The 21664-nt window shown below is 42.2% G+C and carries 18 protein-coding genes; 15 read left to right on the forward strand and 3 right to left on the reverse strand.

The genetic code is table 11. The features are described from left to right. Positions 1–23: 23 nt before the first annotated feature. Positions 24–482 (reverse strand): zinc ribbon-containing protein, encoded by a 459-nt coding sequence (locus AOG27_RS03795; protein WP_054551664.1) that lies wholly within the window; start codon positions 480–482, stop codon positions 24–26. Positions 483–668: 186 nt separating this feature from the next. On the opposite strand from AOG27_RS03795, the gene leuS reads away from it, so the two are divergent. The 13 genes from leuS (at position 669) to lipA (ending at position 13378) form a co-directional block, all read left to right on the forward strand. Beyond that, entirely contained in the window at positions 669–3257 is a 2589-nt protein-coding gene (gene leuS, locus AOG27_RS03800; protein WP_054551665.1) for a leucine--tRNA ligase, read from the forward strand. Position 3258: 1 nt separating this feature from the next. After that, positions 3259–3747 (forward strand): LPS assembly lipoprotein LptE, encoded by a 489-nt coding sequence (gene lptE, locus AOG27_RS03805; RefSeq protein WP_054551666.1) that lies wholly within the window; start codon positions 3259–3261, stop codon positions 3745–3747. Beyond that, positions 3747–4787: a DNA polymerase III subunit delta gene (gene holA, locus AOG27_RS03810; protein ID WP_054551667.1), complete on the forward strand. Its 1041-nt coding sequence runs from the start codon at positions 3747–3749 to the stop codon at positions 4785–4787. The genes lptE and holA overlap by 1 nt, the downstream gene beginning before the upstream one ends. Positions 4788–4799: 12 nt before the next feature. Further along, positions 4800–5435, forward strand: a complete 636-nt coding sequence (gene nadD, locus AOG27_RS03815) for a nicotinate-nucleotide adenylyltransferase (RefSeq protein ID WP_054551668.1) — start codon at positions 4800–4802, stop codon at positions 5433–5435. 56 nt (positions 5436–5491) lie between these two features. Beyond that, a complete protein-coding gene (rsfS, locus tag AOG27_RS03820; RefSeq protein ID WP_054551669.1) occupies positions 5492–5809 on the forward strand; it encodes a ribosome silencing factor in 318 nt (105 codons plus the stop codon). Positions 5810–5836: 27 nt separating this feature from the next. Then, the gene (rlmH, locus tag AOG27_RS03825; RefSeq protein ID WP_036967350.1) at positions 5837–6307 is read left to right on the forward strand and encodes a 23S rRNA (pseudouridine(1915)-N(3))-methyltransferase RlmH; all 471 of its coding nucleotides are present in this window, start codon (positions 5837–5839) and stop codon (positions 6305–6307) included. A gap of 8 nt (positions 6308–6315) precedes the next feature. After that, a complete protein-coding gene (gene mrdA, locus AOG27_RS03830) occupies positions 6316–8196 on the forward strand; it encodes a penicillin-binding protein 2 (RefSeq protein WP_054551670.1) in 1881 nt (626 codons plus the stop codon). After that, a complete protein-coding gene (gene rodA / locus AOG27_RS03835) occupies positions 8193–9299 on the forward strand; it encodes a rod shape-determining protein RodA (RefSeq protein WP_054551671.1) in 1107 nt (368 codons plus the stop codon). Before mrdA ends, rodA begins: the two co-directional genes overlap by 4 nt. Next, on the forward strand, positions 9299–10066 hold the full coding sequence (locus AOG27_RS03840; protein ID WP_054551672.1) for a septal ring lytic transglycosylase RlpA family protein: 768 nt from the start codon (positions 9299–9301) through the stop codon (positions 10064–10066). Before rodA ends, AOG27_RS03840 begins: the two co-directional genes overlap by 1 nt. A 54-nt stretch (positions 10067–10120) precedes the next feature. Beyond that, positions 10121–11281, forward strand: a complete 1161-nt coding sequence (locus tag AOG27_RS03845) for a serine hydrolase (RefSeq protein ID WP_054551673.1) — start codon at positions 10121–10123, stop codon at positions 11279–11281. A 183-nt stretch (positions 11282–11464) separates the two neighbouring features. Further along, complete coding sequence (ybeD, locus tag AOG27_RS03850) at positions 11465–11743, forward strand: DUF493 family protein YbeD (RefSeq protein WP_054551674.1); 279 nt, start codon at positions 11465–11467, stop codon at positions 11741–11743. A 19-nt stretch (positions 11744–11762) separates the two neighbouring features. Then, the gene (gene lipB / locus AOG27_RS03855; protein ID WP_082389180.1) at positions 11763–12416 is read left to right on the forward strand and encodes a lipoyl(octanoyl) transferase LipB; all 654 of its coding nucleotides are present in this window, start codon (positions 11763–11765) and stop codon (positions 12414–12416) included. Continuing rightward, positions 12413–13378: a lipoyl synthase gene (lipA, locus tag AOG27_RS03860; protein ID WP_054551675.1), complete on the forward strand. Its 966-nt coding sequence runs from the start codon at positions 12413–12415 to the stop codon at positions 13376–13378. The genes lipB and lipA overlap by 4 nt, the downstream gene beginning before the upstream one ends. 57 nt (positions 13379–13435) lie before the next feature. On the opposite strand, the gene AOG27_RS03865 is transcribed toward lipA, so the two are convergent. Continuing rightward, positions 13436–14029 carry a TetR/AcrR family transcriptional regulator gene (locus tag AOG27_RS03865; protein ID WP_054551676.1) on the reverse strand — a complete coding sequence of 198 codons (594 nt, stop codon included), beginning with the start codon at positions 14027–14029 and terminating at the stop codon, positions 13436–13438. 175 nt (positions 14030–14204) lie between these two features. Between AOG27_RS03865 and AOG27_RS03870 the strand changes: the two genes are divergently transcribed. Both AOG27_RS03870 and AOG27_RS03875 read left to right on the forward strand, forming a co-directional pair. Next, positions 14205–15224, forward strand: a complete 1020-nt coding sequence (locus AOG27_RS03870) for an MBL fold metallo-hydrolase (RefSeq protein WP_235523670.1) — start codon at positions 14205–14207, stop codon at positions 15222–15224. A gap of 127 nt (positions 15225–15351) precedes the next feature. Further along, on the forward strand, positions 15352–16977 hold the full coding sequence (locus AOG27_RS03875; protein ID WP_082389181.1) for a M28 family metallopeptidase: 1626 nt from the start codon (positions 15352–15354) through the stop codon (positions 16975–16977). A gap of 68 nt (positions 16978–17045) precedes the next feature. Here AOG27_RS03875 and AOG27_RS03880 read toward each other — a convergent pair whose 3' ends face one another. Further along, the gene (locus AOG27_RS03880) at positions 17046–21644 is read right to left on the reverse strand and encodes a FimV/HubP family polar landmark protein (protein WP_054551678.1); all 4599 of its coding nucleotides are present in this window, start codon (positions 21642–21644) and stop codon (positions 17046–17048) included. Positions 21645–21664 lie beyond the last annotated feature (20 nt).

A 21664-nucleotide genomic window follows, 5' to 3' on the forward strand; every position in this document is an offset into this window, starting at 1 on the left:
CCAGCACAAGCCAGCGTCACTGATTAAGGTTGTAATGCCTTACGGCGAAAATAAATACCGCCACATTCAGTACAAGGAGTAATTTGCGTAGCATGGTAAACATCGTAACTATGCTGACAATTTTTACATACTAATGTGCCCATGGCTATCCATTCTCCCTCTTGATAAACACCATTATGTTGAAAATCTTGATTTAAGGCTTGCCATTCGAGCTGGGTTTTATCTTCAATGTGCGATAACTCGTACCAAAGCGACTCTTTAAGCTCGAGCCATGCGAGTGAATCATAGTGACTGTCGTTTTCTTTGATGTGGTCGATATCGCGCTGTAGATAGTCACGATACTGATTGAGCTTTTCTTGCCCTAAGTCTTTAAGTGCTTGCTCTGATTCAACAAATTTTTCCATTGCATCTTTTAGCTCATGATCTTTTACATCTTTGAGCCATGCACTTAAATCGCTCAACCAAGATTTATAATCTGCCATCGTTTACTCCTTCAAAAATGATGAAAAATCAACCGTTATTCTAGTTGAGTATAGGTTAACCTGCCCTGAAAATATATTTCCTTGGAAAATTAACAAAAGCGCCTATTTGCCGCTGTGATTAGCATGTATTTTGGGTTATCCTTATCGACAATTTTTTATTAATTTGCAAGAAGTCTGGAATCGTAGATGCAAGAGCAATATAACCCGCAAGACATTGAGTCAAAAGTACAAGCCTATTGGGAAGAAAACCAAGTATTTAAAGTCACTGAAGATGAGAGCAAAGAAAAGTATTACTGCCTATCTATGTTCCCATACCCAAGCGGCCGACTCCACATGGGTCACGTTCGTAACTACACCATTGGTGACGTAGTATCACGCTTCCAACGCTTGCAAGGCAAAAACGTAATGCAACCTATGGGTTGGGATGCGTTTGGTCTACCAGCTGAAAATGCAGCAATCAAAAATAACACAGCACCTGCTAAGTGGACTTACGAAAACATCGATTACATGCGTAACCAGTTAAAGCAACTAGGTTTTGGTTACGACTGGGATCGTGAAATCGCAACATGTCACCCAGAATACTACAAGTGGGAACAATGGTTCTTCACTAAGCTTTACGAAAAAGGCTTAGTTTACAAAAAGATGTCAACAGTTAACTGGGATCCAGTTGACCAAACAGTACTTGCTAACGAGCAAGTAATTGATGGTCGTGGTTGGCGTTCAGGTGCAATTGTTGAGCAAAAAGAAATTCCACAATGGTTCATCAAAATCACTGATTACGCACAAGAGCTATTAGACGATTTAGATAAACTTGACCACTGGCCTGAGCAAGTTAAAACCATGCAGCGCAACTGGATTGGTCGCTCTGAAGGTTTAGAAATCGAATTTAAGCGTGCTGATAACGAAGACACATTCAGTGTTTATACAACACGCCCAGATACCTTCATGGGTGTGACGTACGTAGCAGTTGCTGCCGGTCACCCAATTGCACAAGAAGCTGCTAAAAACAGCGACGCTGTAGCTATGTTTGTTGATGAGTGTAAAAACACGAAAATCGCTGAAGCAGACATGGCAACCATGGACAAAAAAGGCATTGCAACAGGCTTTTATGCAATTCACCCATTAACAGGTAAGCAAGTACCAATTTGGGTCGCTAACTTCGTATTAATGGATTACGGCTCAGGCGCTGTTATGGCTGTTCCTGCGCACGACCAACGTGACTACGAGTTTGCAACAACGTATGGCCTTGAGATTGCTCAAGTTATCGCACCAGCTGCAGGTTCTGAAGAAACGGTTGATTTAGACAACCAAGCTTACACAGAAAAAGGTGTGTTAGTTAACTCGGGTGAGTTCGATGGTCTTGAGTTTGAAGCAGCGTTTAATGCCGTTGCAGACAAACTAGAAGCGCTGGGTGTAGGTGAGCGTAAAGTTAATTTCCGTCTACGTGACTGGGGTGTTAGCCGTCAGCGTTACTGGGGCTCTCCAATCCCAATGCTTAGCGACGAAAATGGTGATGAGCTTGCAGCAACAGAAGACATGCTACCAGTTCGCTTACCAGAAGACGTAGTTATGAATGGTGTGACTTCACCAATCAAAGCTGATCCTGAGTGGGCTAAAACAACGGTAAATGGCGCGCCTGCATTCCACGAAACTGATACCTTCGATACCTTCATGGAGTCGTCTTGGTACTACGCTCGTTACTGTAGCCCACGTTTTGACGAAGGCATGATCGAGCCAGGTGCTGCAAATTACTGGTTACCAGTAAACCAATACATTGGTGGTATTGAGCATGCAATCTTGCACTTACTTTACTCGCGTTTCTTCCACAAACTATTACGTGACTTTGGTTTAGTAAACTCAGATGAGCCATTTGAGCGCTTATTATGTCAAGGCATGGTACTAGCTGATACTTTCTATCGTAAAGATGAGAAAGGCGGTGATATCTGGATTTCACCAACAGACGTTCAAACTGAAACAGACGACAAAGGTCGTGTTGTTAAAGCGTGGCACAAAGAAGATGGCGAGCCGGTATTTTCTGCGGGCATGAGCAAAATGTCGAAATCGAAAAACAACGGTATCGACCCGCAACAAGTTATCGCCCAGTACGGTGCAGATACAGTTCGTTTATTCATGATGTTCACTGCACCACCAGAGCAAACTCTTGAATGGTCTGATTCAGGTGTTGAAGGTGCAATGCGTTTCTTAAAACGTATTTGGAAATACGCTGTTGATGTTGAAACAGTAGGTTATCAAGCGCTTGATAAATCAGCGTTAAATAACGACCAAAAAGTACTTCGTCGTGAACTTCATAAAGCAATTGCAAAAGTGACTGATGACGTTGAACGTCGTCAAACGTTCAACACTGCAATCGCTGCAATCATGGAAATCTCGAACAAGTTACTTAAAGCACCACTTGCTGATAAACAAGATGTGGCAATTGCTAACGAAGCACTTGAAGCATTACTTATCATGCTTGCGCCTATCACACCGCACATGTGTCACCAGTTATGGCAAGACCTTGGCAAAGAAGGCGATATCTTAGATGCAGCATGGCCAACAGTTGATGAATCAGCACTTGTTGAAGATGAAAAGCTAATCATTGTACAAGTTAACGGTAAGCTACGTGCTAAGTTAACAGTGCCTGCAGATGCAACTAAAGAGCAAGTTGAAGCATTAGCATTTGCTGAAGAAAACGTGACTAAGTTCACTGAAGGCGCGACTATCCGTAAAGTAATTTACGTACCTGGCAAACTACTTAACGTGGTTGCTAACTAAGATGGCAGCGCTTCAAGCACTGAAAAACGGACTAGCCCTTGCGCTAGTCTGTTTACTGCTGACAAGTTGTGGCTTTCACTTAAAGAAAGCCTCTAACTTGCCTGACGACTTGAAAGTAATCACCCTTGTTGGTGATGATGAAAAGTCAGCCTTATTCGAATTAGTCGAAAAAGAACTGATTGCGAGTAAAGTTGAGCTTAACCAAGTTGGTAAACACCCTGAGTTAAAGATTCATAAAGACCGCTTAGAGCGTCAAATTTTGTCATTATTTGATAATGGTCAGGTTGCTGAATATGAACTTGCCTATAGCGTAAGCTATACCCTCAAGCGCCCTGGACAAAAAGCGATTAATCAAAGCTTTGAATTGTATCGTAACTACCAAGACGACCCAGACAATGCCCTTGCAAAAGCAAAAGAGCTTGATTTGCTATTAAGCGAAATTCGTAAGCAAGCGAGTCGTCGTATTGTTCGTGAGCTATCACAACTGTAATGCGTTGTTATGCAAACCAGCTTCCTAGCCAGTTAAAAAAAGGTCTCGCGCCTTTTTACATGGTGTTTGGTGAAGAGCCTTACCAAATTGCTCAGTGCATCATGCAAATTCGTCAAGTAGCTAAACAGCAAGGCTTTGCCGAGGTAATCAAATTTACCTTAATGCCGGGTTTTGATTGGCAAGAAATTGTTGCTCAATATCAAAGTATGTCACTGTTCAGCGCTCGTACCTTAATTGAGTTTGATTTAAACGAGCAAAAACCTGGTGCGCAAGGCAGCCAAATCTTTAAGCAGCTTGTTGAGCTTGCTAACCCCGATACTATTTTGGTTTTAAAAGGCGCCAAAGCCAGCCAAGATATTCAACGCAGTGCTTGGTTTAAAGCCCTCGATAAGCAAGGCTTATTTGTTCCTTGTTACCCATTAACAGGTAATCACCTGAGCCGCTGGTTAGATGAGCAATGCTACCGTTTAAACTTAAACCTTCATAACAACGCGAAACAAAGCTTAATTGATGCCACTGAAGGAAATTTACTTGCCTGTCATCAAGAGTTAGAAAAGCTATCTTTGCTTTATGGTAGTGAGCTAATTGACCAACAAGCTGTGATGCAAGGGCTACTAAATCAGTCAAAATTTGATATTTTTGATTTGAGTGATGCTTTATTAAATGGCCACGCCAAACAAGCGGTTAAAGTAATGACTAAACTGGCTGCCGATAACACTGAAGCCATGAGTATTTTTTGGGCCATCAATAAAGAAGCAGCTAACTTACTGGCTATGCAACACGGGCGCTTGAATGGTGCCAATATGGCTGATTTATACAAAAAGTATAATATTTGGAAAAACCAACAAGCTGTTGTACAACAGGCCTTAAATCGCTTGAACATCCAAGTACTCGAACAAATTACCAAACAATTAGCTCAGTTTGATGCCGCATATAAACAAGGCAACCTTGTAGCCCCCTACCAAGCATTAATGCAAATATGCTTAGTATTTTGCCAACCTGTGGCGATACCTTTACCTTGCCACCCGGTCTTTGACTAAGAGTAACAATTGATGATTGCTATTTTTGGTGGCACCTTTGATCCAATTCACTTAGGTCATATTAATATGGCCCAGCAGTGTGTTCAGCAGTGCCAACTCGATACCCTTTACTTCATGCCTTGTGCTATTCCTGCTCATAAAGCCAAGCCAGGAATAAGTGATGAGCATCGTATAAACATGCTAAAACTTGCGATTGACGACAATCCGCATTTTGCTATCGATTACCGCGAACTAAACCGAGAAGGTGCGTCTTATTCTTTGCTGAGTTTAGAAGAGCTTCGTGCAGAAAACCCAGCAGCGCCGATTATGTTTTTAATCGGCATGGACTCATTCAATAGCCTAGATAAATGGTTTAAATGGCAAGAAATTGTCAAACTTTGTCATATTGTGGTGTACCAGCGTCCGGGGCAGCACTGCCAAGTATCTGGTGAACTTGCAGCTTATAAAGAGAATGCCGTAACAGAGCAACTTAGCCAGCTACAACAAGCCCCTGCAGGTAAGTTATTCTTTTTAAATGGCTTACAAGTTAATGCCGCCTCAAGCGAAATCAGAAAAAAGCTGCATTTAAATAATGATATAGCGGAACTTTTACCTACCAATGTAAGTCAATACATTGCGCAGCATCATCTTTACCAAACAGATGAATAAATACTGCCTGCGTGATAAAATAACAAATTAAGATTATTTATTTTTGAGAAAACACTTTGGATTCTAAACAACTACTCGCATTTGCCCTTGATAAAGTCGACGATATGAAAGCCCGTGATGTGGTACAGCTTGATGTTCGTGGTAAGTCTGACATTACTGATTACATGTTAGTGTGCTCAGGTAACTCTAAACGCCATGTACAATCGATTGCTGATCATGTTGCTAAAGAAGCACGCCATGCTGGTGAAGAACCTCTCGGTTACGAAGGCCAAAACGAAGGTGAATGGGTGCTTGTAGACCTAGGTGATGTGGTTGTGCATGTTATGCAAGACCAAACTCGCGACTTCTATGATCTAGAGAAACTTTGGGGCTAACCCTTAGCAAGGACATAGGTAACCATTTTGAAAATACAATTGATTGCTGTTGGCACCAAAATGCCAGCATGGGTTGAAACCGGATTCACAGAATATCAACGTCGCTTCCCGCGTGATATGCCTCTTGAGCTAATTGAAATCCCCGCAGGTAAACGTGGTAAAAATGCGGATATCAAACGTATTTTACAACTTGAAGGCGAAAAAACCCTAGCTGCGATCCCTAAAGGTAACCGCATTGTAACGCTAGAGGTGACGGGTAAACCAATGGATACCCATCAGCTGGCAAAAAGTATGGAAAAGTGGCAGCTTGATGGTCGCGATGTTAGCTTATTGATTGGTGGACCAGAAGGCTTAGCACCTGAGTGTATTGCAGCGTCTGAGCAAAAGTGGTCATTATCAAACCTGACACTACCGCACCCGCTAGTGCGCATCATTGTTGCAGAAAGCCTATACCGAGGCTGGAGCTTGAATAACAACCACCCTTATCATCGCGAGTAGTAAAGCCAATGCGAAAACACAGACCCACGATTCGAGACCACTCGGCTGAAGCAAACTTGTTTGCTCGCCGAGCATTTGTGGGTTTTGTGTTTGTTACACTGTTAATTGGTGTGTTGTTATCTAACCTATACAACATCCAAGTTATCGAACATCAAGATTATCAAACACGTTCGAACGATAACCGCATCAAAGTTATTCCAATTGCCCCTAACCGTGGGCTTATTTACGACAGAAATGGCGTATTACTGGCTGAAAACAAACCTGTTTATAATTTAGAAGTAATACCCGAGGAAGTTGATAACCTTGAAGAGGCACTGAGCGAAGTTGAAAAAGTTATTAAAATAACTGAGCAACAAAAAGCTGACTTTCTAGATGATATTAAGCACAATCGCCGCTTTAAAAGCCAAGTATTAAAAGCCCGTTTAGACGAAACCGAAGTTGCAAAGTTCTCGGTTAATCAGCATAAGTTTCCTGGCTTTAGTATCGAAGCGCGTTTAGCTCGCTATTACCCTTATGGTGATACCCTTACCCATGCCCTAGGTTATGTTGCCAAACTCAACAAAAAAGAACTCACCAAACTGGAAGCAGAAGACCAAGCAACGAACTACCGTGCAACCCACGACATTGGTAAGCTGGGTATCGAAAAGTATTACGAAGAACTTCTTCATGGTGTGGTTGGTTCGCAGCGCGTTGAAGTGAATAACCGTGGCCGAGTTATCCGCACTTTAAGCCTCACGCCACCTGAGCCTGGTCACGACTTAGTACTCACTCTCGATATAGGCTTACAACAAATTGCTCAACATGCCTTAAAAGACATGCGTGGTGCCATTGTAGTGCTTGATGCTAAAGATGGCGGCGTTTTAGCGCTTTACTCCAACCCAAGTTATGACCCGAATTTATTTGTCCATGGTATCAGCAGCACAGATTACAAAAAGTTGTTAAACCCAGACCGACCGCTAATTAACCGAACCACGCAAGGGCGTTATGCACCTGCCTCAACGGTTAAGCCTCATATGTCAATTCTTGCCCTTGAAGAAGGACTGGTAACCGAGCAAACACAAATTTGGGATCCGGGCTTTTTCCAAATTCCTAACGTGGAGCACAAATGGCGTGACTGGAAACGTTGGGGCCATGGCCATGTTGATGTTTATCGTGCTATTGAAGAGTCATGCGATACCTATTTTTACGATGTTGCTTACCGTTTAGGGATCACCAAAATCAGTGACTTTATGATGCAGTTTGGCTTTGGCGAACTCTCTGGAATCGATATTCACGAAGAAACATCTGCCATTATGCCATCGCGAGAATGGAAAGAAGCCCGCTTTAGAGAGTCATGGTGGCGCGGCGACACCATTTCTGTAGGTATCGGGCAAGGTTATTGGACCGCAACACCAATGCAAATAGCTAATGCAACTAACATATTAGTGAACCGTGGACTCGATCATCCTCCGCACCTTGTACAAGTCGCTAAAAAAGAAAACGAAGTAACGCAAATTAATAATGATGAAAAGCCACCTGTAGTATTAAAAAATCCACATCATTGGCAAATTGCGCTAGATGCGATGCACAACACCGTACATAAAGTCACAGGTACTGCACATAAAGCATTTAAAGGGGCGAATTATGACCCAGCAGGTAAAACAGGTACTGCTCAGGTTGTGAGTATTGCTCAAGGTGAGCGTTACGACGCAAAATCACTTAAAGAGCGCCAACGTGATAACGCTATCTATGTTGGTTTTGCACCCTATAACGATCCACAAATTGTGGTCTCTGTGGTGGTTGAAAACACCGGTGGTGGTAGTACAGTTGGTGCGCCTATTGCGCGTCAATTAATGGATTACTACTTCTCAGCGAACCCGATTCAAATAGCCCAAAGTGACGCGCCATGATCCCATTAAATAAAAAACGCTCAATTTGGCAGCGCCTACACCTCGATTTACCACTCCTTATCGCCCTTATGACGATGATGGTAGCCAGCCTAGCAATTGTTTACAGTGCTAGCGGCCAAGACTCTGCAATGATGATACGCCACGCAACACGTATGTTTGGCGCTATCTTAGGTATGTTTATACTCGCGCAGTTTTCACCTAACACATTAAAGAGTATGGTTATTCCGCTCTACTGCGTGGGGCTTTTGATGCTGGTTGGGGTGTTGTTATTTGGGGTTAGTTCAAAAGGCGCACAGCGTTGGCTTGATTTAGGAGTGACCCGTTTCCAGCCGTCAGAGTTAATGAAAATAGCCGTGCCAATGATGGTTGCATGGTATATCGGGCGTAACCATTTACCGCCAAGAATCATTCATTTAATTATTGGCTTTGCGATTGTAATGGTGCCAACCATTTTAATTAAAGAGCAACCCGACTTAGGTACCTCTATTTTGATTGCCAGTTCAGGGATATTTGTATTGTTTTTATCTGGGCTAAGTTGGCGTCTTATTGGCTTTTTATCTGCTACTGTTGGTTTGGCAGCATGGCCGTTTTGGCATTACGTAATGCTTGATTATCAAAAACAACGGGTACTGACCTTTTTAGATCCTGAAAGCGACCCGCTTGGCTCGGGTTACCACATTATTCAATCGAAAATTGCGATAGGTTCTGGCGGCATTGAAGGTAAAGGCTGGCTACAAGGCACCCAATCACAATTAGAGTTTTTACCTGAGCGTCATACCGATTTTATCTTTTCTGTACTGAGCGAAGAGTTTGGCCTGTTTGGGGTTTGTTTATTACTTTGTATGTACTTGTTTATTATTGGCCGTGGCTTATATATTGCGGTCAATGCGCAAGATGCGTTTGGTAAACTGCTTGCCGGCGCATTAACACTGACCTTCTTTGTTTATGTATTTGTAAATATTGGCATGGTTTCGGGCTTACTGCCTGTAGTAGGTGTTCCGTTACCTCTAATAAGCTATGGTGGCACCTCAATGGTGACCTTGATGGCCGGATTTGGCATTATCATGTCTATCGCCACCGATAAAAGGATGCTTTTAAAATAATGACACAACGAGTCAATTACTTACTTATAGCGTTATTTTCTGTGCTGCTAGCAGCATGTAGTTCTTCATCTCAGCAAGGCCGTTATGCTATGGAGCATGATGCAGCCCCGCTTCGAAAACCAACCGAACTTGAAATGCAAGATGCCATAGTCACGGCGGTTGTTAAAAGTGCAAGCGCTAGTCGCCCTTACGAAGTCCGTGGTAAACGCTACACGCCGATGCTCGATGAAACTGGCTACTCTGAAGAAGGCATTGCTTCGTGGTATGGTCGAAAGTTTCACAATTATCACACCTCAAACGGCGAAGTGTACGATATGTTTGCGATGACAGCAGCTCATAAAACACTGCCGCTACCGAGCTTTGCCAGAGTAACAAATTTAGATAACGGAAAATCAGTAATTGTTCGTGTAAACGACCGTGGCCCATTTCATGATGACCGGATTATCGATTTATCTTATTCTGCGGCCTATAAATTAGGTTATTACCGACAAGGTACAGCCCGTGTTAAGGTTGAGGCTGTTACCCTTGCCAATTCTGCCCCTCGTTTAAGCTACATTCAGGTTGCAGCGGGAAGTACTCTTGCTAATGTTGAAGCGCTCGCGTTTCAACTTCGTCAGCAATATCATGTGCCAACAAACATTGTTGAAAAAGATGGAATCTATCGGTTACGTCTTGGTCCAATAAAAGATGCCGCAGAAGCACAAGCAGTTTTAGAAAAGCTAAAACAAAACCAATTTCAGAACGCGTTCTTGCTTTACAGTGAGTAAGACCTTTAGAATAGGTCAACGCAACATGTTTAACTTTAACCATTAATGAGTACGATGAAATCTATAAAATATAAAATCTTAAGTGGCGTTTGTGGCCTTGTTTGCACTGCTAGCGTATTTTCTGCAACAGCCCAAATTATCCCTGCCCCACCTCAAGTTAATGCGAAAGGTTATTTCTTGGTTGATTTCACCACAGGTAAAGTGATTGCCGAAGGCGAAGCAGATACAAAATTAGCACCGGCTAGTTTAACCAAAATGATGACCAGTTATGTAATTGGTACTGAAATCAAAGCAGGTAATATTGCACCAACTGATATGGTTACAGTCAGTGAAAAAGCCTGGGCAAAGAATTTTCCTGAATCATCAAAAATGTTTATCGAAGTAGGTAAGCAGATCAGCGTTGATGACCTTAACCACGGTATTATTATTCAATCAGGTAACGATGCCTGTGTAGCCATGGCTGAACACATTGCTGGTAGCGAAAGCGCATTTGCTGATTTAATGAATGCCCACGCTGAAAAACTTGGCATGACTAACAGCCACTTCGTAAATAGCCATGGTTTAGATACTAACGAACACTTCACGACACCACGTGATATGGCAACTTTAGGTGCTGCACTTATTCGCGATGTACCAGATGAGTACGAAGTATACGCGAAAAAATCATTCACTTTTAACGGCATCAAGCAATACAACCGTAACTCATTGTTATGGGATGAAAGCATGAACGTTGACGGTATTAAAACTGGCCATACGTCAGAAGCGGGTTATAGCTTAGTAACTTCTGCAACTAAAGATGACATGCGTTTAATCGCGGTAGTAATGGGCACTGAAAGCGAACGTGCTCGTAAAGTTGAAAGCAAAAAACTATTGAACTACGGTTTCCGCTTTTTCGAAACAATCACGCCATATAAAGCAGGCGACAGCTTTGCTGAGCAACGTATTTGGATGGGTAACAAAGAAAACGTATCGTTAGGTATCTTAGAAGACACACCTATTACGATTCCACGTGGTCAGCGTAAAAACTTAAAAGCGAACTTCGAACTTGATAAAACATTAGAAGCACCGCTTGCTAAAGGTACTAAAGTAGGCACGCTATTCTTACAGCTTGAAGGTGAAGAAATTGCACAATATCCACTAGTTACACTAGAAGAAGTGGAAGAAGGCAGCTTCTTTAGCAAGATCTACGATTACCTACGTTTACAAATTCAGTAATCTGGTCATAAAGTTTATAAACGCCTTGCACCGCAAGGCGTTTTTTTTTGTCTGAAAAATGATAGAATGCGCCCCATATCAGTCGCGCTGGGTCGAGTGCGTCGTAATCTAAGTTTGCTTAACGCCAAGAAATGGCAGAGAACACCTCTATTAAGCACACTCACTGTTTGAGGAGTCACCGTCGTGGTTCAACCTGTAAAAAATACTAAGTTTGACGAGTATTTAGATTTCCCATGCCCATTCACATTTAAAATCATGGGCTTAGCTAACGTAAATCTAACAGATCAAATCCTAGAAAAGCTGCAACCAATTGCACCTGGCGATTATGCGCCAAAGGTAAAACCAAGCAGCAAAGGTAATTACGAATCTGTAACGCTTGTAGCAACGGTTACAAGTAAAGAGCACATTGAAGAAATTTATAACGTGATCAGCAACATCGATGACGTACGTCACATGCTATAGGCCGATTACGGAGTAACTCGTGAGCGAAAGAGAATTAATCGTTCGTCAATTAGGTCGTCAGCGTTACATGCCAATTTGGCAAAAAATGCAATCTTTTACCGACACCCGTGATGAGCACACAGCAGATGAAATTTGGCTTGTAGAGCATGAGCCTGTATTTACGCAAGGCCAAGCAGGCAAAGCTGAGCACTTATTAAATACCGGTGATATCGAAGTGATCCAAGTGGATCGTGGTGGTCAAGTTACCTATCACGGACCAGGCCAACAAATGATGTATGTGCTATTCAACTTACGTCGTTTAAACATTGGTGTAAGGGAGCTAGTAACCTGGCTTGAAGAGTGCATTATTGATACGTTAAAAGACTACGACATTGATGCCTACGCGAAAGCGGATGCACCCGGTGTTTACGTTAACGACAGCAAAGTTGCCTCATTAGGCCTTCGCGTTCGCCGCGGTTGCTCTTTCCACGGTTTAGCACTAAATGTAAGTATGGATCTAAGTCCATTCTTACGTATTAATCCATGCGGCTATGCTGGCATGAACATGGTGCAAACAACCGATCTTAACGGTCCGCAAAACCTCGAGCAAGCAGGTGCAGGGCTTGTAAAACACATGATTAAAAAGCTTAATGCTACTGTGGTTAAGCACACTGAAGGGTTTGAAAACGAATGAATAAACCAGTCAAAATGGAACCAGGCGTAAAACTGCGTGATGCAGAAAAAATGGCACTGATCCCAGTTAAAGTTTTACCGACTGAAAAAAACGAAATGTTGCGTAAGCCAGAGTGGCTAAAAATTCGCTTACCAAAATCAACTGAACGTATTGATGGTATTAAACAAGCGATGCGTAAACATGGTTTACACTCAGTGTGTGAAGAGGCTTCGTGCCCTAACCTATCTGAATGTTTCAACCATGGTACCGCGACTTTCATGATCTTAGGTGCTATTTGTACTCGTCGTTGTCCATTCTGTGATGTTGCCCATGGCCGTCCATTAAAGCCAGACGCAGCTGAGCCAGAAAAGCTAGCGCTGACTATTAAAGACATGAAGCTAAGCTATGTTGTAATCACGTCAGTAGACCGTGATGATTTACGTGATGGTGGTGCACAGCACTTTGCTGACTGTATTCGTGAAATTCGCAAGCACAACCCAGAAATCACGATTGAAATTCTAGTACCTGACTTCCGTGGTCGTATGGACAGAGCCCTTGATATCTTAATCGAGACGCCGCCAGATGTATTTAACCACAACCTAGAAACAGCACCGCGTTTATACAAATTAGCGCGTCCAGGTGCTGACTATAAATGGTCACTTGAGTTGTTACGCCGCTTTAAAGAAGCACATCCAGATGTGAAAACTAAATCTGGTTTGATGGTAGGTTTAGGTGAAGAAATTAGCGAAATCGAAGAAGTATTACGTGATTTACGCGAGCATAACGTTGATATGCTAACAGTAGGTCAATACCTACAACCTTCTAAGCACCACTTACCGGTTAAACGCTATGTGCCGCCAGCAGAGTTTGATGCTTTAAAAGATTATGCAGACGAAATTGGCTTTACTCATGCAGCCTGTGGTCCATTTGTTCGCTCAAGCTATCATGCTGACCAACAAGCAGCTGGTAAAGAAGTGAAGTAATACTTTTACAACTATTTAAAAGCCCGCATTAAGCGGGCTTTTTTATGTTCCAAAATATCAGCGCCCATAACGCGCTAAGAAGATTTTTACAGTTTCGCTTATTACTTTGTTATCGGAGTCGCCTTCTTGGCGCTCAAAGCCATACAGCAACGGATAGAAGATCAGCGACTTTAACTGATACACAAACTGTTTTGCTGCAAACTCAACATCATCAATCGTTAAAACCTGTGCTTTTACACCTGCTTCTAAAAACGCCACCAGATCTTGCATACAGCCCATGTTATTACTGGCTAATGATTTTGCTAAATCAGGCTGCTGTAACATCTGCATGAAAGCGACTTTCGCTACTTTTAAAAACTCTTCAGAGGTCAAAAGTGCCACTTCTTGTTCAGCAATGCGTGTTAACTGCTGTGCAATTGGCACAGCGGCATCAAATACAACCGCTTGCTCTTGGCGGACTTTTTCAAACATAAACACTAGAATTGCTTGAAACAACACATCTTTATTTTCAAAGTGATTGTAGACGGTACGTTTTGAGGCACCTGCTAAGCTTGCAACCTGATCCATACTTGTATGCTCAACGCCCTGCTGAAAAAACAATGTTTCAGCTGCATTCAAAATATCTAATCGTTTTCTCTGTGATAATTTCATGGACCCCTCCGATAAGGGTTACTAGTGTAACGCAAAAATAAAAAATGCACTAGATAGTTTACTTTTATAGCAAACCATGAAAAACTACACCGTGTAGTTTACTTATGGTGACGATATGAAATTTCTAAAATGGCTCGCAATCGCCACTCTATGTATCGTGATAGGAGTGTTTATTATGAATAATCAATTAGCCGCTGAAGGCGTGAGTGATAACAGCCACTCTGCGCAATTATCTGATGGCAAGTTCCACAATAGTGCTGAGGTAGAAAGACCCAGCTTTAAGAAAACGCTAGGTATCTTCAAACGCTTTATTACAGAAAAGAAAATTGATGCAGAGCCAACAGGTGAACTGCCTATGCATTCTGTTTCTCATGCACAGCTTGAGCGTTTATCTAATGACACAGTGCATTTTGTGAAATTAGGTCACTCCTCTATTTTAGCGAAAGTGTATGGCGAATACTGGCTATTTGATCCGGTATTTTCAGAGCGCGCTTCGCCTTTTTCATTCATGGGGCCAAAGCGCTTTCAGCCAACACCTATCAGCATTAAAGAGCTACCAAACATTGCTAAAGTGTTTATTTCACACAACCATTATGATCACTTAGATAAATCAGCAATTAAACAGCTTGTTGATAAAACAGATTCTTTTTATGTGCCATTAGGAGTCGAAAACGACCTGAAAAAATGGGGCGTTGATGAACAAAAAGTCCATAGTTTTGATTGGTGGCAAGAGCAAAATATGGCAAATAGCCAAATTGTATTTACACCAACCCAGCACTTTTCTGGCCGAGGCTTAACAGACGGCAATAAAACTCTTTGGGGCTCTTGGGCTATTAAAGTAAATGACAAGCGCTTTTATTTTAGCGGTGACTCTGGCTATTTTGCTGGCTTTAAAGAGATTGGTAATCGCTATGGGCCGTTTGATATCACTTTTATTGAAACCGGTGCTTACGACAAAGATTGGGCTGACATTCACATGACACCAGAACAATCAGTGCAAGCTCACCTCGATTTACAAGGTGATGTGATGGTGCCAGTGCATAATGGAACATTCGATCTGGCCTTTCATGCTTGGTATGACCCACTTAAACGTGTCGCTAAAAAAGCAGGACAAGAGCAAGTATCACTGAGTACTCCACTAGTTGGAGAGGTATTTAAAATTCAAGATACGGCGATTGATAAAGCGTGGTGGTAAAATTGACAGGATGAAAGGTGCATTATTATCCTTTCATCCTGAATAATTAGTTATTTGTAGACTCTTTCTGGACAGCCCCCCTTCGCGTCCCATATAGTGAAACCCTGTGCAATCAACCAGAAAAACTATGACAACTCACCTTAAGTATGCAAGCTTGGCACTTGCAATAGGTTTATTCGGCTGCTCTGAGCAACCAACAACAAGCACTGATAAACCAAACGCTGAAAGCAATGCAGCCGTAAACATTGCCAATGTACGCTCACATATTAAAACCCTCGCCTCTGATGAATTCTTAGGCCGTGGCCCTTTAACTGAAGGCGAAACACTGACCATTAACTATTTAGCCGATGAATATAAAAAACTCGGCTTAAGCGGAAGTTTTAATGGCGAGTATTTACAGCCAGTTACTATGGCAAAACTCACTCCTGATCAAAACATGACCTTACAAGTGGGTGATTTAAGCTTTAATGCTGGCAGTGATTTTACCGCCCGTACCCAACAAATTAACCCTGAGATCAACATTGATGGCTCTGATGTTGTGTTTGTTGGCTATGGTATTAATGCACCTGAATATAATTGGGATGACTTTGCAGATATTGATGTAAAAGACAAAACAATTATCGTGCTTGTTAATGATCCTGGTTTTGCCACCCAAGACGGCGCACTTTTCACCGGTAATGCTATGACCTACTACGGTCGTTGGACTTACAAATATGAAGAAGGTGCTCGCCAAGGTGCAAAAGCAGTATTTATCGTTCACGAAACGGCTCCTGCCGCATACCCTTGGGGCGTTGTAGAAAGCTCGAACACGGGTAGCAAATATACCTTAATCGACCAAGATAAAAATGCTTCTGACATCCCTGTAATGGGTTGGATTGATGAGCAAGCGGCAAATGAAATTTTTGCTCAAGCAGGCCTTGATTATCAAACTGAAAAAGCCAACGCACTAAAAGCTGACTTTAAACCTGTCGACTTAAAAGCGAAAGCAGCGCTGACACTGAAAAGTGATATCTCTCAAGCGCAATCGCATAATGTTGTTGCAACGCTTAAAGGTAGCGAAACTCCTGATGAGTACATTGTAATTGGTGCGCACTGGGACCACTTTGGCACCAAGCAAACTGATGACGGTGTGAAAATCTACAATGGTGCTGTTGATAACGCATCAGGTAGCGCAGCAACGGTTGAAATAGCCCGTATTCTTACTGAAATGCATAAGAAAAAACCATTTAAACGCTCTATTATCTTTGCCAACTTTACGGCTGAAGAAACAGGGCTTATTGGCTCAGAGCAATTCGCAACTGGCGAGATTGTACCAACCAAGCAAATGGTCGCGCTGCTTAATATTGATGGTATGAACGTGCTAGACGGCGTTGACTACATATTACAATACGGTAAAGGCATGTCTGAAATGGAAGACTACCTTGCAGATGCAGCGAAAGCACAAGGTCGTCATGTAAAAATGGACCCGCGTCCTCAAAATGGTTTGTTCTTCCGCTCTGATCACTTCTCGCTGGCTAAACAAGGCGTTCCTAGCTTACTATTTATGAGTTTAGGTGATACAGATCCTGATTATATCGCGCACAAATATCATAAAGAAGCTGACGACTATTCAGCAGATTGGTCTATGGGCGGTGTTGAGCAAGATATTGAACTGATTGTTGATATTGCTGCCAAACTTGCTGATAACGGCGATTGGCCTAAGTGGAAAGCCGAGTCTGATTTCAAAGCTCGTCGCTTACAAGACAAGCAATAACCTTCGCTTAGATACAAAAACCGAGCTACTTGAAGTTAGCTCGGTTTATTATTGGTTAGTTTTACTTATTACTCGCTAATTTTAGCTTTAAGTGATTGTGCTTCTTCTTGCACTTCCTCTGGGCCATTGGCAATAACATCTTCAATGGCTTGCAACGCTGCATCAAAGTCGTCTATTTCGATATATGCCCGAGCTAAGTCCAGTTTTGCTGAGTAACCACCACTTTCGGCATCAACATCAGTTGGGTTATCACCTGCTAGTAAGTCATTAAAATCACTCAGCCCTACATCCATATCAACCTCATCATAAGGTTCGTGGTCGAGTGCTTCATCGTCACTTTGTTCAAGTAATGAATCGATATCTACAAACTCATCCGTTGAAGTAGTTTGTTGCTCCTCGGCACTTAATGCCTGTACTTCAGGTTCAACTGGCTGTTCGCTTTCCCCCTGTAAGTCTTCATTTAATAGTGCATTAAAATCAACGTCGAACTCACTGGCATCAGCAATATCAGCTTCATCTGGCTCTGCTAGTTCATTTAACAGTGCATCAAAGTCTGTTTGAGTAAGGTCAGCCATAAAATCATCATCGATTTCATCGTCTGACAGCTCACTTAAATCAGCCTCGTCAGCTAAATTAGACTCGATATCAGCTAATGTTTGCTCAGCTTCTACGGCATCATCAAGTTCAATATCGTCCAATTCGAATTCAGGGAACTCCTCTAATTCGTCTTGGCTATCAGCCACCTCATCGTCAATTGGCGCTTCGCTCGTTAACTCTGTTGTGCCTTCACTTTTTGATTGATCCGATAAGTCGTCCTCAGGATCAAGAACATCATCTTCTGTAAATTCATTATCAAGCAAGATCTCATCATCAAAATCATCGTCTAGCTGATCAAGCTCATTACCCGTTGCTAATGAATTAGCAAGGTCTTGCTCTGCCTGACTTAACTGTAATGGTGCATCTTCATCTAACTCACCAGAAATGTCTTCATCAGATTCATCCAATTCAAAACCGGCTTCATCTAGCTCAAGCTCTGGATACTCTTCCAACTCTTGGCTAGGAGTCACCGTATCTTGCTGTAATGGCTCTTCGTCGGCGGTTAAATCAAATTCATCAGTTAGGTCTTCATCTGCTAGCGGATCATCGCCTAAATCAATTTCAACTTCTTCTATGTCTTGCTCTGGTTCATCAATTGACCAGTCTGGTGCTTCAACATAGTCATCTTCTTCACCAATTTCATTTAATAACTCATCGACACTTTTCAGTGACGGATCATCAAATTCGTCAAGACTATCATCTTCATCTAATAGCTCATCGCTATCTTCATTAAACTCTTGATTAAGCGCCTCATCGATATCAACTTCGTCACTATCATCCGCATCATCAACCAACTCAGATGCAATCGATTCAACATTCATGTCATCAACCGCTTGATCAGCATCGGCTAAATCTTCTAGCGACTCTTGTAGATTCTCATCATGCTCTGCACTGTCACTCTGTTCATGACTTAAATCTGATATCTGTGCTTCAGTGTCTTGCTTCAGCTCATTTGTTTGCTGAATAAGCTCTTCAAGCTCATCATCAACGTCAGAGTCCTGCTCATCACTAGCATCTTCATCAAGTAATGAGTCGATGTCATCGACATCTAAATCATGCTCAAGCTCATCTTCGTCAATTAAGTCGTCTACACTAGGTTCTTCAATTGACTCTTCAACCAGCTCTTCAGATTCAGGCTCTTCTTGAGCTTCATCTAATAGTGAGTCGATGTCATCGACATCTAGGGCATCATCAAGCTCATCTTCATCGATTAAATCGTCTGCACTTGGTTCTTCAATTGACTCTTCAAGCAGCTCTTCAGATTCAGGCTCTTCTTGAGCTTCATCTAATAGTGAGTCGATGTCATCGACATCTAGGGCATCATCAAGCTCATCTTCATCGATTAAATCGTCTGCACTTGGTTCTTCTACAAGCTCTTCAGGCTGCTCTTCAACAAGCTCTGCTTCAGGCTCTGTCTGAGCTTCATCTAATAATGAATCAATGTCATCGACATCTAAATCATCATCAAGCTCGTCTTCGTCGATTAAATCCTCTGCGCTAGGTTCTTCTACAATCTCTTCAGGCTGCTCTTCAACAAGTTCTGCTTCAGGCTCTGCTTGTGTCTCATCTAGTAATGAATCAATGTTATCAACATCGAAAGCATCATCAAGCTCATCTTCGTCGATTAAATCGTCTGCACTAGGTTCTTCTGCTAATTCTTCAGTTAACTCTTCAGGTTCCTGTATTTCTTCAGGCTGTTGCTCATCTTGAGCTTCATCTAGTAATGAATCAATGTCATCAACATCTAAGTCATCATTAAGCTCATCTTCGTCGATTAAATCGTCTGCGCTAGGCTCTTCAATAAGCTCTTCAGGCTCTGGCTCTACTTGTGCTTCGTCTAGTAATGAATCAATGTCATCAACATCTAAGTCATCATTAAGCTCATCTTCGTCGATTAAATCGTCTGCGCTAGGCTCTTCAACAAGCTCTTCAGGCTCTGGCTCTGCTTGTGCTTCATCTAATAATGAATCAATGTCATCAACATCTAAGTCATCATTAAGCTCATCTTCGTCGATTAAATCGTCTGCGCTAGGCTCTTCAATAAGCTCTTCAGGCTGCTCTTCAACAAGTTCCGCTTCAGGCTCTGCTTGTGTCTCATCTAGCAATGAATCAATGTCATCGACATCTAAATCATCATCAAGCTCGTCTTCGTCGATTAAATCGTCTGCGCTAGGTTCTTCTGCTGGCGCTTCTTCTTGAACTTCATCTAATAGTGAGTCAATGTCATCAACATCTAGCGCATCATCAAGATCATCGTTTTCTAATGCATCGTTAGCTTCGGCTGCTGGCTCTTCTGTTTGTGCTTCATCGATTAAGCTGTCGATATCGAAATCATCTTCATCGATGAGTTCATCCGCGCTTGGTTCTTCGGCTGGCGCTTCTTCTTGAGCTTCATCTAATAGCGAGTCAATGTCATCAACATCCAGCGCATCATCAAGATCGTCGTTTTCTAATGCATCGTTAGCTTCGGCTGCTGGCTCGTCTGTTTGCGCTTCATCAATTAAGCTGTCGATATCGAAATCATCTTCATCGATTAGTTCTGCTTCAACGTTAGTTGTTGAGGCATCATTATTTTCATCGAGTAAGTCATCAATATCGTCTAGGTTTACGTCTTGATTAGAATCCGTGTTGTTTTGCTCATCAATTAAGCTATCAATGTCAAAATCATCTTCAGCGTCATCTTCTGCGAGCTCTTCACTAAGCGCTGCCATTTCATCATTAGCGTTATCTAACGAGTCACCTTCATCAGTATCAAATAGGTCATCAATGTCATCAGCACTTAAAATATCACCCGATGAATCTGCTGGAGACTGTTCACTATCTAGGTCTATTTCATCACCTAAACTGTCGTCATCGGTTTGATCGAAATCTTGCTGTAAAAATGCATCTAAATCATTATCGTCAGCGCTATTAGATGAATCATCGCTAAACTCAATATCATCACTTAAAAGCCCTTCTAGCTCATCTTGATTTAAAACACTGTCATCTTCATCGAAACTATCATCAATGCTGTCGTCAAAAATGATGTCATCATCTGGCAGCATGTCTTGGTCTAAGTCGTCATCTAAACGCACACTCAAGTCATCATTGTCTTCGACTGGATCAGGAACTAGTGGATCAGTTTCTATAATTGGTTCTAAATTATCATCAGCATTATAACTTGGGCTTTGAGGTAAAAATTCATCGTCATCGCTGGCATCTGTATCATCATTGGCGCTGTTGCGTTTTTTCAAAAACATCACAACGGCAGCAATGATCAGTAACGCCGGAATAAACATTAATGCACCGAGAACAAATGGGTTGCTCAGTAAACTCGAAAAACTAAACCCACTGTCCTCTTCAATCTTTTTTGCTCTTTGCTGCTCTATGATTTCATTTTGTTTAGTGATCAGTTCTTTCAGCTGCTTTTGAATTTCACTGTCTTGACCAAGCTGATCGCGAACGGTTTCAAGCTCTTTAGAAATACCACTCAGTTGTTTTTTGAGTTTGTTGTTCTCAGCTAAGATTTCTTCAACATTTTCAACCGACGATTTAAACTGCTTTTGAAGCTCGACTAGCTGCGTACCCTGCTCTGTTTTAATGGTGTTGATTTCTTGCTTAAGCTCTTGCTTTGCTTCGTCTACATCAACTTTACGGGCTTGGGTTACTTTCTTTTGCGATTCATTAATTTCAGCAGTAGTCAGCGTGCCGTTTTTCTTTTTCTCCCATAGCTCATCATCTTGTTCAGAACGCGCTTTTGCTAACGTTGGATTGACCGCGCGCATTTCAGCAATGGTTGGGATTTTTAGGTATGCGCCATCGCGCATATGGTTAAGGTTTTGGTCTAAAAATGACGATGGGTTTTTGTCATACAGAGCTTGCATGACCTGATAAATACTTACAGAGTTGTCAGGGCGAATTTTAGCGGCAATGCGCCACAGTGTATCGGTCGGTTTAATTGGACCAATAGAGCGCCCCTGCGCACCATAATCGACACCTTTAGGGCCTTTAAGTGTGGTGCCTTCATCAGAGTATGTCGGTGTTACCACCAATGCAGACGCTAATATGAAGAGTGTTGCTAAACCGCGCATGCTGATCCTTTATGTTTTAA

The sequence above is a fragment of the Pseudoalteromonas lipolytica genome (assembly GCF_001306915.1).
Lineage (GTDB): Bacteria > Pseudomonadota > Gammaproteobacteria > Enterobacterales > Alteromonadaceae > Pseudoalteromonas > Pseudoalteromonas simplex.